The organism is Variovorax sp. YR216 (assembly GCF_900107745.1).
Lineage (GTDB): Bacteria > Pseudomonadota > Gammaproteobacteria > Burkholderiales > Burkholderiaceae_C > Variovorax.
Genome location: NZ_FNRO01000006.1, coordinates 1 through 14960 on the forward strand (window position 1 = coordinate 1; position 14960 = coordinate 14960).

Consider the following 14960-nt stretch of genomic DNA (forward strand, 5'->3'; position numbering starts at 1 on the left):
CGCCGCACTCGCCGCACTGGATTTGGCCATGTATGTCTCCTGTCAGATGGTGATGGCGCCCGTTGCCAGGCTGTAGATGCCGACGACCGCGCCGATGACGGCGACGATGAAGACAATCCAGTCGATCGGCGTGAAAACCGGTTTGCCCTGCTCTCGGCGTGCCCAGATGTACAGGATCGTGCCCGGCGCATACAGCACCGCGGACAGCAGGATGAACTTCAGGCCACCCGCGTAGATCATGAACACGGTGTAGACCACTGCCACCGCGGCGATGAAGAGATCCCGCCCCCGCTCCTGCGGCCGCATTTCATAGCTCTCCCCCCGTTTGCAAAGCATGTAGCCATAGGCGGCAACAAAGAGGTACGGGATGAGCGACATCGCGCTCGTGAGATTCAGCATCAACGCAAAGGCGTCCCGCGACCAGTAGGTCGTGATGACGATCAGCTGCACGATGATGTTCGTCAGCCACAGCGCATTGGCCGGCACCTTGTTGGCGTTCTCGCGCGCAAACACCGAGGGCATGTCCCGCGTCTTCGCGGCCGTGAACAGCACTTCGGCGCAGATCAGCGACCAGGCCAGGTACGCGCCCAGCACCGAGACGATCAACCCTACGCTCACGAAGATTGCACCCCAAGGCCCGACCACCGCTTCGAGGACGCTGGCCATGGAGGGCTGTCGCATGCCCGCGACGTTCGCGCGCGGCAGCACCGCGTAGGGCAGCATCGAGACGAGGACCATCAGCGCGGTGACGCTTACAAAACCCAGGATGGTCGCCTTGCCGACGTCCGAGCGCTCCTTGGCAAAACGAGAGTACACGCTCGCGCCCTCGATACCCAAGAACACGAACACCGTGACCAACATCGTCGCTCGCACCTGGGCGAACAGCCCGCCCTCCAACCCCGCGCCATAGAAGTTCAAGCGGAACAGGTCCATCTTGAACGCGAAGACGAGGATCACGATGAACACGATGATGGGTATCACCTTCGCAACCGTGACCACGCTGTTGATGAAAGCGGCCTGCTTGATGCCTCGCAGGATGGTGAAGTGAAACATCCAGATGCCCACTGAGGCGACCAGGATCGCAATGACGGTGTTGCCGTCGCCAAAGGCCGGGAAGAAGGCCCCGAGCGTGGATTTGATCAGCACCCAGTAGGAGACGTTGCCGATGCAGCTACCGATCCAGTAGCCGAAGGCCGAGAGAAAGCCGGGGTAGTCGCCAAAGCCGGCCTTCGCATAGGCGAAGACGCCGGCGTCAAGGTCGGGCTTGCGCTCGGCCAGCGCCTGGAAGACCCGCGCGAGCATGTACATGCCCGTGCCAGCGATAAGCCACGCTATGACCGCGCCGAACGGTCCAGTCGCATTGGCAAAGGTCCGAGGGAGGGAAAATATTCCCGCGCCCACCATCCCACCGACGACCATGGCAGTGAGCTGCACGCGGGACATCTTTTGATTTGTAGAGGCCACATCGTCTCCTCAAAGCAGTCAGATGCGAGGCAAGGTGCAACCAGCTCACGCGGCCGGAAGTTCGGTACCGCTCCAAGCGGCGAGCCACTCCTTGTTGGCTTCAATTGCTACCGCTACGTGAAGCGGCAATTCCCACTTTGTCCGCCGCACACTTCTACGTAAGGGTGCGCCGGATGGATCACACTCGGCCGCGGTCAAGTCCGGCTATGGCGTCCAAGGGGGCGCCTGCGAGCGACGGCCCCGGCAAAGACCGATGTGATCCAAAGCGCTCGACCCCGCGTAGGGCTCAAACGAGCGATCGCTACTGAAGTTGCAACTCATGAGCCTTGCGACTGAACATCGAGGGATTTGAGGATGCTGCGCACGCTATCCGCCCGCTTGGGGACATTCTGGTTTCTGGCCTTTCGGCCATCGTTCCACCAATATTCCCATTCCCTGCGCGCGCAGCTACAGTGCTGTCCTTCAGAGCCAATGCGCCCCAAGATTGTGCTCGTAGCATACGGAGCACGACGGCATGTACATTGAGGTCACCCTTGACCTGCTGGCAGCGCTGACATTCGGCGCGCTGATTGGCTTGGAGCGACAGTGGCGACAGCGTTTCACGGGGATCGCGACGCATGCACTGGTGGCACTGGGCGCAGCCACTTTCGCGACTCTGCCGTTCCTCCTTGGCTCGGAAGACCAGGTGGTGCGGATGGTGGCGCCGGTCGTCACCGGCATTGGCTTCTTGGGAGCGGGCGTCATCATGCGCGACGGCCTCAGCGTGCGCGGGCTGAGCACCGCCGCGACCATCTGGTGCACCGGCGCAGTGGGCGTGATCGCCGGCAGCGGGTTCCCCGCCGCAGGCCTCATTGCCACGTTGTTGATCATTCTTTGCAACCTGACGCTGCCCCCGCTGGGCCGACTGATCTACCGCCACGCGCACATCGAACCGAGTGTCGAGCGCTACTACATGATCGAAGCGGTCACGCAGTCGCAGCAGGAAGCCCTGGTACGGGCCACGCTGCTGCAACGCCTGAATGCCAACGGACTCGCCCTGCAGAGCCTGGAAAGCCACGCGCTGAAGATCGGCGGGCAGGTCGAGGTGAACGCCGTGGTACTTGCGTCCCAGCAACAGGATAGCTTGCTGGAGACGCTGATCGGTGAACTGGCGCTGGCACCCTATGTCTCTGCGGTGAGCTGGTCGGTCAGCGAGGGGCCGCAATGAGGTGTGGACTTGACCCTGTTGCGCGGACGGGTTGGGACTTGATTCTCAAGTCGGGTCATGGGTGACGGTGCCGGCGCGCCCCTTCTTCACTAGGTCCGGTCGATGCCGCGCACTGGGGACTGCCGTTGATAGCCTCGATCGCTCGAATTGACTCAAACGCTATCCAACTTCGAAATGTCCAAGGAAGCTGCAGCCCCTTGTTCGGCCTCTCTCGCCGACAAGAAGACGGGTACGCAGATGCCCGACACCAATTCAATCAACTGCTCGTCGATTTGGTCGTAGGCGTGCCTGTGGGAGAGAAGATTGAGCGCTCCGACTACACCGCCCGCGCTCCAGATAGGAAGGTTGAGCACGGAATGCAGATCGCGCTCGATCAGCAGTTCCGCCTCGGAAAACACGGTGCGAATATCTTCCTCGTTGCTGCCGATGTAGGGCAACCCCTGTTCGAGCACCCGTGCCGACCAGGGGCCTTTGCCGGTCGCCTTGAAGCCGCCCAATGGACTGATGGTCTCGTCGCTTGAGAAGATGCGCCGCATGAGGCGTTGTTCCTTCAGGAACACCAGTCCCGTCAAGAGGCGGTAACCGAAGACCGATTCGGCCAGGCGCGAGATCTCGGACCACTGCGCCTCGGCGCTTTCGGCTCTCCCCAGCGCATGCGCTGCCTGAGCGAGGCGCTTCAGTTTCTGCTCGTGCGTCATTCGTTGATGCTTTCCAAGGTCACGCCTTGCGTGTTCTTGCCGAAGAACAAGATGCCCGTGCCGCCGACGAAGAGTACTGCGGTGATCAGCAGGAACACCCCGCCAAAACCAAGCACCGGGTAGGCTGCGCCGACGATCGTGGGCGATGCAATCGAGCCGATGCGGGCGAGAGCCGACGCCGTGCCCATGCCGGTGGCGCGGATGGAGGTGGGGTAGACCTCCGCCGTGTAGGTGTACTGGCCGGCGATCACGCCGTTCATGCCGAAGGACAGCAGCATGCTGTAGAGAACGATGTCCGTGTCGCTCGCGGCGAAGGCGAGTCCCAGTGCGGCGAGGCACGCTACGGCCATATAAGCCAGGATGGTGTACTTGCGGCCGATCTTGTCGTTCAGGTAGGCGGCCGAATAGTAGCCAGGGATTTGCGCCAGATAGATGAGGATGGTGAACGAGAAGCTCTTTGTGACGGTAAAGCCCTTGCTGACGAGCAGGCTGGGAATCCAGACAAGGAACGCGTAGTAGCAGAAGATGACGGCGATCCAGAAGACCCAGACCACGATGGTGGTGCTGCGGTACTGCGGCGTGAACAGCAGAGCCAGCCCGCCGAAGAAGCTCTTGCGCTCGATGGGTCCCTCAGGCGCGGTGTGTTCGCGCGATTTTTCCGGCGTCGGCAAGGATCGGCCGGGGGAGTCCTTCACCTGGGCTTCGATGGCATCGCACACGCGCGCCGCTTCGTCGTGGCGGCCGATCTGCTCGAGCCAGCGCGGAGATTCGAACAATGAGCGCCGCATCCACAGCAGGAACACCACTGGCAGTGCCGCGATGACCATCAGATAGCGCCAGCCGCTGGGGCCCGTCGGGACGACGAAATAGCCCAGCAGCGCGGAAAGAACGAAGCCGAACGAAAAGAAGCCCGCCAGCGCGCCCGTGAAGCGGCCGCGATAGCGGCTGCTGACGAATTCGGTCAGATACGGTGCGACGATGGCGCCCTCGGCCCCCATGCCCACGCCTGCGATCATGCGCAGGGCGTAGAACTCATGGAAGTTCGTCGCGAAGGCGTTGACGAATGTGGCAACGCAGAACAGCACCAGCGACCACATCATCACCACCTTGCGGCCGAAACGGTCGCCAAGCAGTCCCGACAGCAAGGCGCCCACCAGGAAACCGACGTAGGTGCTGCTGGCGATCCAGCCGGCTTGGCCGCCGGTCAATCCCCATTGCTCGCGCAGGGACGGCAGGATGAAGGCGATGATGCCTGCATCCAGTGCTTCAAAGGCAAGACCCAGGCCGCCAATGATGAGAAGTTTGAAGTGAAAGCGGCTGAACGGCAGCCGCTCGAGGCGGTCCGAGATGGTGTACATGGCGTGCTCCGGAGGACGGTGGAAGGATGTCGTTCAAAGGCGGTTCGCGTGGATGACGCCGTCTTGCATGACGAGCCGCATGGCCGTGTCGTGCCGGGTCAGCAATGCGATGTCATCGAGCGGATTGCCGTCGATCAACAGCAGGTCGGCATAGGCCTGCTCGACGACCTCTCCCAGGCGTCCCGTCTGATTCAGGATCTCGGCGCCGACCAGCGTCGCCTGCTGGATCGTCTTGGCATTGCCAAGGACCTTGGCGCGCAGCAGCAGTTCTTCGGACTGCAGATCGTGCGTTTCGCCCAGCAAGTCGGAGCCGTAGCCCATCTTCACGCCCACCTGATCGAGCACCTTCAGTGCTTCGAGACCGTTGGTACGCACGCCAGCGATCTTGCGCACCGATTCAGGGGGCAGCCCGTACTTGGGGCCGTCGTTCGCAAGGCCCTCGTAGGTGATGAGCGTGGGCACCATGTAGGCACCCATCTCTTTCATCAGTTGTGCTGTTGCCTCGTCCACCAGGTTGCCGTGCTCGATGGTACGCACGCCGCACCGAATGGCGCGCGCGATGGCCCGGGGGGTATAGGCGTGGGCCATGACGTAGGTGTTGGCATTGCCCGCTTCCTCCACGATGGCGCGCAGCTCGGCTTCGGAGAACCCCAGGTTGATGATCGGATCATTGGGCGACGCTACGCCGCCCGAGGCCATGACCTTGATCTGCGATGCACCCTTGAGGATTTCCTCGCGCACCGCCAGGCGGCAGGCATCGACGCCGTCGACCACGCGGGCAATGTTCCCGAGCTTGTAGGCGCATGCGCAGGGATCTTCCAGGATGTCATTGCGGGCACGGAAGTCGCCGTGCCCACCGGTCTGCGACAGGGCTTTGCCGGCGCAGAACAGGCGAGGCCCGACGACCTGGCGTGTTCTGACCGCCTCGGCCAGCGCCCAGTCGGCGCCCCCGGCATCGCGCACCGAGGTGAACCCGCGGTCCAGCATGCCCTTCATGATGGGCAGTGCGCGAAGCAGCGCCAGCGCGTTGGGCATGCGGGCGACGGCGCCCAGATTGAAGGACGAAGCCATCACGTGCACGTGACAGTCGATCAGGCCCGGCATCAGGGTCATGCCCCTGGCGTCGATTTCCAGTGCGCCTTCGCAGGTCAGATTGGCCCCGCCGATCTTCTCGATCACGCCGTCCTTGATCAGGACAGCATGAGTAAAATGCAACTCAAGATTTCGGGTGTCGAGAATCTTGGCATTACGAATGAGGGTTGGTCGCATAGCTGTCTGGCGCGCAATACGCAGCCTTCGTTGTCTCCGTGACATGAAATTTAGCGGTCCAGGCGAAAGCCGCCTTCGCTTTTTTGGGACAACTCGGTGCTAGTTACTTCTATCCTCATGAGTAATACTCATGGGTGTCATGCGCAGACGTTGCCCCACCATCTCCGAGCTGAATGCCTTCGTCGTGTCGGCGCGCCATGCGTCGTTCTCAAAGGCCGCCAAGGAACTGTTCGTGACGCAAAGTGCCATCAGCAGGCACATCGCGGAGCTTGAGGGCTACCTTGGACATCCGCTTTTCATCCGCTCCCGAAACGGCCTGGCGCTGACGCATATCGGCGAAACCTACCTCAAGCAGGTGCGCTCAGCCCTGCAAGCGCTGGAGGGCGCCACCACACAAGTGATGTCGACGGCGAAGCACACGCACCTCCTCAATTTGTCAGTGGCGCCCACTTTCGCGGCCAACTGGCTGCTCTGCAGGCTGGAGACATTCAGGTCGCTCAATGCGGACATCTCCATCAACTTCGTGCGCTATCACACCATCGACAGCGTGGAGGCCAGTCCCGACCACGATGCATCCATCCAATATGGCTATGGCGACTGGGCGATTGCAGAGGCTACCTACCTCATCGGCAAGGAGACCAGCGTCGTCTGTTCACCCAGGTACCGGGACCGGTTCAAGATCAAGCATCTGGCCGACCTCAAGGACTGCACACTGCTGCAGCACAATGAAATTCCTTTGGCCTGGGAGGACTGGTTCATCGCCTATGCCGGCGAGCACAAGAGTGCTCGCATCGGCCCTGGATTCAATCTCTTCAATCTGGTCATCCAGGCCGCAGTGTCCGGAATGGGTGTTGCACTGGTGCCTTCCTGCTTGGTGGACGAGGCGCTGGCCAGCGGGCAATTGATCGAGCCCTTCGAACAGCGCTTCGAGAGCTCCCTGGGCTACTATCTTTGCGCGCCCAATCGACGCAGTGACATGGAGAGTTACGAGAGGTTCGGGGAATGGCTACACCACGAGTGCCGACACACCGATGAGGCCCGCAAGCCCCTCGCCGAAGAGGAACTGCGAGAGAGGCAACAATGCCGGTATTGTCAGCATTCCCGAGGACGAAAAGCATCGGCATAGCATCAATGCTTCTCGGGCCAAAAGTTGGCCTGGCGCTTCTCGATCATCATCAGCATGCTCGCGAAAGCAAACAATTCGCCCAGCGCGAGCCAGGGGAAGGAATGCAATGAGGCCAGGATTGCGCCTTGGTGCGCACCGCCAACCGAACCATCGCACTTCCTGAGAGATCTCCCATGCCGCTTCTCCGCACGCTTCTTGCGCGAATCACATTGGTGGTGGTCGCCGGCATGGTGATCGCGCAGGCGCTGACCTTCATGGCGATCCGCTACGAACGCGGACAGGCGATGCAGTCGCTGATGATCAGCGGTGTCGAGCGCGACATCGCCAGCTCGATTGCCGTGCTGGACCGGCTGCCTGCCGCCGAGCGGCCGGAGTGGCTGGACCGCCTCGAACGCCCCAACTTCCGCTTTGCGCTGGCCGGCGACGTCGATACGTCCGCGCCCGCTTCCGGGGCGCTGCGCCAGTTCGTCGACGTGATCGCGGCCGCGCTCAAGCCCTATCCGGTGCTCGCCGTGGGGCAGGTGCCGTCGATGCGGGAAGCGGTGCGCATGCAGGTGCGGCTGAGCGACGGCAGCAGCGTCTACCTGCTCGCGCGGCGGGTGCCGATGCCGGTGTCGGAATGGGTGATCTGGCTGCTGCTGGCGCAACTGCTGGTGCTGGGGCTTTGCGCCTTCCAGGCCGCGCGCCTCGTGACGCGGCCGCTGAAGCGCCTGGGCGATGCCGCCGATGCCTTGGGCCCCGACCTGCGCCCCCAGGTGGTCGACGAGAGCGGCCCGGTCGAGGTGGCGCGCACCGCGCGTGCCTTCAACGCGATGCAGCGGCGCATCGCGGGCTATGTGCAGGAGCGGATCCAGATCCTCGCGGCCGTATCGCATGACCTGCAGACACCGATCACCCGCATGCGGCTTCGCGTCGACCTGATGGACGACGACTTGCCCGAGCGCGACAAATTCCGGCAGGACCTCGAGTCCATGCGCAGCCTCGTGCAGGAGGGCGTGAGCTACGCGCGAACGCTCCAGGGCAGCACCGAGGCCGAGCGCCGCGTGGATGCCGGGGCGCTGATCCAGAGCATCGTCAACGACTACGCCGACACCGGCCAGCCGGTGACGTTGGGCGGCGATGCGGGCGAACCCATCTCGTCGCGTCCCAATGCACTGCGGCGCGTCGTCGCCAATCTGGTGGACAACGCGCTCAAGTTCGGCACGAAGGTGGAAGTGCACCTGTCGCGCATCGAAACGGCGGGCGGTGCGCAACTGCACATCGCGGTGCTCGACGACGGCCCGGGCATTCCGCCGGACCAGCTCGAGGCGGTGCTGCAACCGTTCTATCGCGTCGAAGGCTCGCGCAGCCGCGAGACCGGCGGCACCGGACTGGGCCTGGCCATCGCGCACCAGCTCACGCTGTCGATGGGCGGCCAGCTCGTGCTGGGCAACCGCCCCGAAGGCGGGCTGGAGGCGGTGCTGCGCCTGCCCGTCTGAACCTGATTCCTGGAGATTCCCCATGTCCGTCACCGATCCCGCCGCCGACCACATCCTGGTGGTGGACGACGACCGCGAGATCCGCGAGCTGATCACCGCCTACCTCGTCAAGAACGGCATGCGCGTGGAGGCGGTGCCCACCGGCCGCCACATGCGGCAGGCGCTCGAGCAGGCGGGGCCGTTCGATTTGATCATCCTCGACCTGATGCTGCCGGGCGAGGACGGCCTCCAGCTCTGCCGCGACCTGCGCGCCGGCAAGCAGAAGGCGATCCCGATCCTGATGCTGACCGCGCGCGGCGACGAGGCCGACCGGATCCTGGGGCTGGAGATGGGCGCGGACGACTACCTCGCCAAGCCCTTCGCTGCGCGCGAGCTGCTGGCGCGCATCCGATCGGTTCTGCGCCGCACGCGCATGCTGCCGCCCAACATGCGCAGCAGCACCGAGGCGCGCTGGCTGGTCTTTGGCGACTGGCGGCTGGACACCGTCGAGCGCCACCTGCTCGACGCCGAGGGCGTGGTGGTGTCGCTGAGCGGCGCGGAGTACCGGCTGCTGCGCATGTTCCTCGACCATCCGCAGAAGGTGCTCAACCGCGACCAGATCCTTAACATCACGCAGGGGCGCGACGCGGAGCTGTTCGAGCGTTCCATCGACCTGATGGTGAGCCGGCTGCGCAAGGCGCTGCGCGAGGATGCGCGGGAGCCGCGGTACATCAAGACGGTGCGCAGCGAGGGGTATGTGTTCTCGGCGGAGGTCGAGGCGATGGACGACGCGGCCTAGTTTGTACCGTTGTGTATCTGGCGGCCCGCCCGGTACACGGACATTCACTCTGGGCCGCGCGCGACACATGCCGCGTACATCCGGGCGGTCTACTGGCGTCACTCCAACCAACGAGGACTGACGCCATGAACACAACGAACGCTCCCACCGCCCGCCGCAGCTTTCTCGCAGGTGCCGCCGCCACGCTGGCTGCCGTGCCCTTCAGCGGACTCCTGTCGTCCGCAGCCCAGGCGGCCGAGCCGGCGCGCAGCAACGGGCAGTCGCGCTTCCAGACGCTGCGGCAGATCGATGCCGGCGACCTGAACGTCGGCTATGCCGAAGCCGGTCCGGCCGATGGGGCCCCGGTGATCCTGCTGCACGGCTGGCCCTACGACATCCACACCTACGTGGACGTCGCGCCGATCCTTGCGGCCGCGGGGCACCGCGTCATCGTTCCGTATCTGCGCGGCTACGGCTCGACGCGCTTCCTTGCCGCGAGCACGCCGCGCAACGGCCAACAGGCCGCGGTGGCGCAGGACATCATCGCGCTCATGGACGCGCTGAAGATCCAGCGCGCGACCATCGCCGGTTGCGACTGGGGCGCACGCACCGCCTGCATCCTCGCGGCGCTGTGGCCCGAGCGCTTCGATGCGCTGGTTTCGGTCAGTGGCTACCTGATCGGCAATCCAAAGGTCAATGCGATGCCGCAGTCGCCGGTGGCCGAGTTCGCATGGTGGTACCAGTCGTACTTCGCGACCGACCGCGGCCGCGAGGGCTACGAGAAGGACCGTGCTGCGTTCGCACGCTTCATCTGGCGCCAGGCGTCGCCGCAATGGCAGTTCGACGATGCGACCTTCGCGCGTTCGGCGGCGGCGTTCGACAACCCCGACCATGTCGCGGTCGTCATCCACAACTACCGCTGGCGCATCGGGCTGGTGCAGGGCGAGGCGCGCTTCGATGCGCTCGAAGCCCGGCTGGCCGAGGCACCGCGCATCGCGCTGCCGACGATCACGCTCGAAGGCGATGCCAACGGCGCCCCTCATCCCGATCCATCGGTCTACGCGGCCAAGTTCGCAGGGCCCTACCAGCACCGCGCCTTGCGCGGCGGCATCGGCCACAACCTGCCGCAAGAGGCGCCGGCGGATTTCGCGCGGGCGGTGCTCGACGCGGTGCGCCTCTGATTCGCGGCAATCCGGACTGCCGAAGGAGATCGTGATGAATGCCTCCCTGTACCTCGCCGCCTTCTCGGGCGGTGCGCTGACCCTGCTGAGCCCGTGCATCCTGCCGGTGCTGCCCTTCGTCCTCGCGCGCACGGGGCGGCCCTTCCGGCAGGGCACGCTGCCGCTGCTGCTGGGCATGGCGCTGACCTTCGCGGCGGTCGCTTCGCTGGGTGCGGTCGCCGGCGGCTGGGCGGTGCGATTCAACCAGTTCGGCCGCGCGGCGGCGCTCTTCGCGTTGGCGATCAGTGCGCTGGCGCTGCTTTCGCCGCGATGGGCGGACCGGGTGACGCGACCGCTGGTGCGGTTGGGCGATCGGCTGTCGAACCACGTGGGCCGCGACACCGGCTGGGTCGGCTCGGTGCTGCTCGGCGTGGCGACGGGACTCGTGTGGTCGCCGTGCGCGGGGCCGATCCTCGGCCTCATCCTCTCCAGTGCGGCGCTGGCCGGCCCCGGCGTGGAGACTTCGTCGCTGCTGCTGGCCTATGCGGCTGGTGCGTCGCTCTCGCTCGCTGTCGCCCTGCGCGCGGGAGAAGAGCGATTCGCCGGCTTGAGCGCACGGCTGCGCAGCAGCGCCTGGCCGCGCCGGGTGCTCGGCTCGGCCATGCTGGCGGGCGTGGCGGCGGTCGCTGCCGGCGTGGACACCGGCGCGCTGGCGCGCCTGTCGCTGGACTGGAGCAACGGTCTCGAGCAGCGCGTGCTGCAAGCGCTCCCCATGGGCGCTGCCGCAGCGGACACGGTGGCCGGCGGGGCGAAGGGCGCCGATGGACCGCGCGGCACGCCCTCGGGGCTGCCGGTCGAGCCGATCCGGCCCGATCTGTCAGGCGCGGTGAACTGGCTCAACGGCCAACCGCTGGACCTGCAGCAGTTGCGCGGCAAGGTGGTGCTGGTCAACTTCTGGACCTACTCGTGCATCAACTGCCTGCGCACCTTGCCGCATGTGCGCGCGTGGGCGCAGACGTACGCCGGCCAGGGGCTGGTGGTGATCGGCGTGCACACGCCCGAGTTCGCGTTCGAGAAGGAGACGGGCAACGTCCAGAAGGCGCTCAAGCGGCTGGGCATCACCTACCCGGTGGCACAGGACAACGACTTCGCCGTCTGGCGCGCGTTCCAGAACCAGTACTGGCCGGCGCTGTACTTCATCGATGCAGAGGGCCGCGTGCGGCACCACCAGTTCGGCGAAGGCGGGGAAGTGCGTTCGGAACAGGTGATCCAGGCCCTGCTGCGCGAGGCCGGCGCCGATGCCACCGCGGCGGCGCCCGTCGTGCCCGACACGCGCGGCCCGGGGCTCGCGGCCGACCTGCGCAACGTGCGTTCGCCCGAGACCTACCTGGGCTACCGCCAGGCCAGCGGCTTCGCGTCGCCGTCCCGCATTGCCAGCGATCGAAGCAAGGTCTACACGCTGGGCCGGCTCGGCCTCAACGACTGGGGCCTGAAGGGTGCGTGGACCGTCGGCCCCGAGTTCGTCCAGCTCGACGAGGCCGGCGGCGCGGTCGCGATCCGCTTCCATGCGCGCGATGCGCACCTGGTGCTGGGGTTTGCGGCGGGCCATGGGCCGATCCCGTTCCAGCTCACGCTCGATGGGCGCGCACCCGGTGCGGATCATGGCGACGACGTCGACGCCGAAGGCCACGGCGCGATCGATGCGACCCGCCTCTACCAACTGGTGCGGCAGCGCGGATCCATCGACGATCGCGTGGTGGAGATCCGCTTTCTCGATGCCGGCGCGCGGGCCTTTGCGTTCACCTTTGGTTGAGGCGGTTCGGTCAGGTGATGGTCAGTTTTGTGACACGCATGTGTCACTCAATGTTTCTACATTTTTCTTCGGTCTGGCGCCCCTCAGCACCTGCACCTGGAAGAACCGGGCGCGACCGAACGCGCGCAGGCCATTTCGCCAACCATCGCCTCACACTCCATGAACATGTCCCATAGAAGAACCCTGCTCACGTCCCTGACGGCCGTCGCAGCCTGCGCGCTCGCCGCCTGCGGTGGCGGCAGCAACAGCAGCAGCTTCCCTATCACCTCGACCTCCACGGGCGCTTCGAACACCACGACCCTCAGCGGCGTCGTGGCGGCCAGCGGCTACGTCCCGGGCAGCGCCACCGGCAACCCGACGCTAAAGGCCGGCTACTACCAGAACGCCAAGGTCTTCCTCGATGCCAATGGCAACGGCGTGCTCGACAGCGGCGAAGTCTCGACCGTCACCGACGCCAACGGCAAGTTCACGCTGAAGGCCAGTGCCACCGGCCAGCTCGTTGCCGACATCACCACCTCGGCCACCAACACCGCCACCGGTTCCGCCGTCGCCCAGCACCTCGTTCTGCGTGCCTCGGCCGCGCAGATTGCCGACCAGGGTGTCTCCAACGTCGTCATCAGCCCGTTGTCGAGCGAAGCGCAGCGCCTGGTCGAAGCCCGCGGCACCGACTACGCGACCGAGAAGGCCCACCTCGCCACGCGCCTGAGCGGCCCGGCATTCAACCTCGGCAACGCCTCGGTCGCCGACCCGCTGGCAGACGTCAACACCCTGAGCGGCGCGGCCCAGTACGCGGTGCTCTATGAAGACAACCAGCTGACCAACCGCTACACCTACGCGACCGCCAAGCTCGACCGCGGTGACATGTATCCGGACCACCTGGCCGTCACGGGCGGCGACCCGCGCCTGGTCGGCAGCGGCGCGAGCCCCGCCACCATCGTGCAACCGACCCAGACGCAAGCGAAGATCACCTTCGCCCAGGCCCAGCAGGCGGCGTTCAACGTCGAAGGCGTGCCGGCTTACGACCACATCTTCGTCATCGTCGAGGAGAACAAGTCCTCGGGCGCCATCCTGGGCAACCCGCGCGTGCCCTACATGAACGCGATGCTGAGCAAGTTCAACCAGCTCACGACCTACTACTCGACCGGCAATCCGTCAGAGCCCAACTACACGGCCCTGGGCGGTGGCGATGACTACGGCATCACTGATGACAACTGGTTCGGTTGCGGCGCCCAGCCGGGAACGCCTTATGTCGTGACGGACAAGGCGCGAGCGGCCAGCGTCGCCTCGGACGGGCAGCCCCTGCCGGCGACCTTCGTGCTGCCGACCGCAGGCGGCACCGAGACCGGCGGCCAGAACAGCAGCCTCCTGGCGGGCTACAGCACCACCGCCACCGCTGCCTGCGGCCTCACCCCGACGAGCGGCACGGTCCACAACATTCCGGGCGCCAACCTCTTCACGCTGCTGTCGCAGGCCGGCCTGACCGCGCGCACCTACAGCGAGTCGATGAACCCGGGCCAGGATGCCCGCGCGGACAGCGTCGCCGAAGCTGGCATCACCGCCACCTACACCGGCGCCTATGTCACCGACGACCTGCTCACCCAGGCCGCGATCGACGGCAACCCGTCGCTGACCAGCGGTGCCCTCGTGGGCACGGCCAACTATGCGGTGGCAGGCGGCCTGTACAAGGTCAAGCACGGTCCATCGATCGCCTGGCAGGATGCACGCAACCTGCCGGAGTTCTTCGCTGACAACCGCACGATCTTCGGTACGCAGTACCAGGAAGCGGACTGGAAGAAGTCGACCGCCTATGCGGGCTACGACAAGTCGGCCTGGGTCTACGACCAGTTCAGCAGGGATCTGGACACGGGGGACGTGGGCAACATCAACTTCATCGTGCCCGACCAGTGCGACGACATGCACGGCGTCGGCAGTGACGTGAGTTGCGCCAACAACAACAACGGCGCGGCCGTGGGCCTGACGCGTGCCGACATCTACCTGCAAAAGGTGATCAGCAAGATCCGCAACTCGGCGCTGTGGAAGAACCCGCAGCAACGCAATGCGATCGTCGTGATCTTCGACGAAGGCGAAGGCTCCAGCACCGCATGCTGCGGCTGGAACCCCAGCAAGACCTCGGGCGCGCAACCGCTGACGATTGCTGCGGACGGCACGATCACGAAGACGTCGCCCACCAACTACCAGCAGGGCAACTTCGGCCATGGCCAGACCATCTTCGGCGTCATGACCAACCAGCATGACCTCGGCAAGCAGAACAAGGGCGTGGTGGACAGCGACTCCTACAGCCACTTCTCGCTGGTGCGTACCTTCCAGGACATGTTCCAGCTGGCTGATCCGGCCAAGGATGCGACCTACCTGAACCGCGCAAAGTACACGGAGCATTTCGTTCTCGCGAACATCACCAACCTGCCAGAGCTCCAGAGCAGCGCCGACACCCACTTCGACGCCGTGCGTCCGATCAATCATGCCTACGTGATTCCGGCCAGCTACCAGCAGCGTCTGAATCCGGCGGACTACGCGTATGCGGCTGGCACCGCCGCGCCTTCGTACCAGACCGGTCCGGACGCAACGCAGGAAAGCATCTGGGGTTCCGCGCGCTGAGCAGCGTCTGACAA

11 protein-coding genes are annotated in these 14960 nt (G+C 65.2%); 7 read left to right on the top strand and 4 right to left on the bottom strand.

The window, feature by feature from the left end:
- Nucleotides 1-42: 42 nt before the first annotated feature.
- Nucleotides 43-1464: a basic amino acid/polyamine antiporter gene (locus tag BLW05_RS17530; RefSeq protein ID WP_256330360.1), complete on the bottom strand. Its 1422-nt coding sequence runs from the start codon at nucleotides 1462-1464 to the stop codon at nucleotides 43-45.
- A 514-nt stretch (nucleotides 1465-1978) separates the two neighbouring features.
- On the opposite strand from BLW05_RS17530, the gene BLW05_RS17535 reads away from it, so the two are divergent.
- On the top strand, nucleotides 1979-2671 hold the full coding sequence (locus tag BLW05_RS17535; RefSeq protein WP_093164596.1) for an MgtC/SapB family protein: 693 nt from the start codon (nucleotides 1979-1981) through the stop codon (nucleotides 2669-2671).
- 152 nt (nucleotides 2672-2823) lie between these two features.
- Here the strand turns inward: BLW05_RS17535 and BLW05_RS17540 are convergent, their stop codons facing one another.
- Genes BLW05_RS17540 through BLW05_RS17550 form a run of 3 tightly spaced genes read right to left on the bottom strand, consistent with a single transcriptional unit; the run spans nucleotide 2824 to nucleotide 5996 of the window.
- Complete coding sequence (locus tag BLW05_RS17540; RefSeq protein ID WP_093164597.1) at nucleotides 2824-3369, bottom strand: GAF domain-containing protein; 546 nt, start codon at nucleotides 3367-3369, stop codon at nucleotides 2824-2826.
- On the bottom strand, nucleotides 3366-4727 hold the full coding sequence (locus BLW05_RS17545; protein ID WP_093164599.1) for an MFS transporter: 1362 nt from the start codon (nucleotides 4725-4727) through the stop codon (nucleotides 3366-3368). Before BLW05_RS17545 ends, BLW05_RS17540 begins: the two co-directional genes overlap by 4 nt.
- 33 nt (nucleotides 4728-4760) lie before the next feature.
- The gene (locus tag BLW05_RS17550) at nucleotides 4761-5996 is read right to left on the bottom strand and encodes a metal-dependent hydrolase family protein (RefSeq protein ID WP_093164601.1); all 1236 of its coding nucleotides are present in this window, start codon (nucleotides 5994-5996) and stop codon (nucleotides 4761-4763) included.
- Between the two features lie 130 nt (nucleotides 5997-6126).
- On the opposite strand from BLW05_RS17550, the gene BLW05_RS17555 reads away from it, so the two are divergent.
- The 6 genes from BLW05_RS17555 to BLW05_RS17580 all read left to right on the top strand — a co-directional run bounded on the left by BLW05_RS17555 (nucleotide 6127) and on the right by BLW05_RS17580 (nucleotide 14946).
- Nucleotides 6127-7122 carry a LysR substrate-binding domain-containing protein gene (locus BLW05_RS17555; protein ID WP_256330361.1) on the top strand — a complete coding sequence of 332 codons (996 nt, stop codon included), beginning with the start codon at nucleotides 6127-6129 and terminating at the stop codon, nucleotides 7120-7122.
- Between the two features lie 173 nt (nucleotides 7123-7295).
- Entirely contained in the window at nucleotides 7296-8600 is a 1305-nt protein-coding gene (locus BLW05_RS17560; RefSeq protein WP_093164602.1) for an ATP-binding protein, read from the top strand.
- 22 nt (nucleotides 8601-8622) lie between these two features.
- Nucleotides 8623-9378, top strand: a complete 756-nt coding sequence (locus BLW05_RS17565) for a response regulator (RefSeq protein WP_093164604.1) — start codon at nucleotides 8623-8625, stop codon at nucleotides 9376-9378.
- Nucleotides 9379-9503: 125 nt separating this feature from the next.
- Nucleotides 9504-10538 (top strand): alpha/beta fold hydrolase, encoded by a 1035-nt coding sequence (locus BLW05_RS17570; RefSeq protein ID WP_093164606.1) that lies wholly within the window; start codon nucleotides 9504-9506, stop codon nucleotides 10536-10538.
- 34 nt (nucleotides 10539-10572) lie between these two features.
- Nucleotides 10573-12330: a cytochrome c biogenesis protein DipZ gene (locus tag BLW05_RS17575; RefSeq protein WP_093164607.1), complete on the top strand. Its 1758-nt coding sequence runs from the start codon at nucleotides 10573-10575 to the stop codon at nucleotides 12328-12330.
- A gap of 159 nt (nucleotides 12331-12489) precedes the next feature.
- A complete protein-coding gene (locus BLW05_RS17580) occupies nucleotides 12490-14946 on the top strand; it encodes an alkaline phosphatase family protein (RefSeq protein ID WP_093164609.1) in 2457 nt (818 codons plus the stop codon).
- Nucleotides 14947-14960: the final 14 nt, after the last annotated feature.

Bases quoted from the DNA above. Each gene is read 5' to 3' on its own strand.
- BLW05_RS17550 (WP_093164601.1), bottom strand. From the start codon at position 5,996: ATGCGACCAACCCTCATTCGTAATGCCAAGATTCTCGACACCCGAAAT.
- BLW05_RS17575 (WP_093164607.1), top strand. From the start codon at position 10,573: ATGAATGCCTCCCTGTACCTCGCCGCCTTCTCGGGCGGTGCGCTGACC.
- BLW05_RS17540 (WP_093164597.1), bottom strand. From the start codon at position 3,369: ATGACGCACGAGCAGAAACTGAAGCGCCTCGCTCAGGCAGCGCATGCG.
- BLW05_RS17565 (WP_093164604.1), top strand. From the start codon at position 8,623: ATGTCCGTCACCGATCCCGCCGCCGACCACATCCTGGTGGTGGACGAC.
- BLW05_RS17570 (WP_093164606.1), top strand. From the start codon at position 9,504: ATGAACACAACGAACGCTCCCACCGCCCGCCGCAGCTTTCTCGCAGGT.
- BLW05_RS17580 (WP_093164609.1), top strand. From the start codon at position 12,490: ATGAACATGTCCCATAGAAGAACCCTGCTCACGTCCCTGACGGCCGTC.
- BLW05_RS17555 (WP_256330361.1), top strand. From the start codon at position 6,127: ATGGGTGTCATGCGCAGACGTTGCCCCACCATCTCCGAGCTGAATGCC.
- BLW05_RS17545 (WP_093164599.1), bottom strand. From the start codon at position 4,727: ATGTACACCATCTCGGACCGCCTCGAGCGGCTGCCGTTCAGCCGCTTT.
- BLW05_RS17535 (WP_093164596.1), top strand. From the start codon at position 1,979: ATGTACATTGAGGTCACCCTTGACCTGCTGGCAGCGCTGACATTCGGC.
- BLW05_RS17560 (WP_093164602.1), top strand. From the start codon at position 7,296: ATGCCGCTTCTCCGCACGCTTCTTGCGCGAATCACATTGGTGGTGGTC.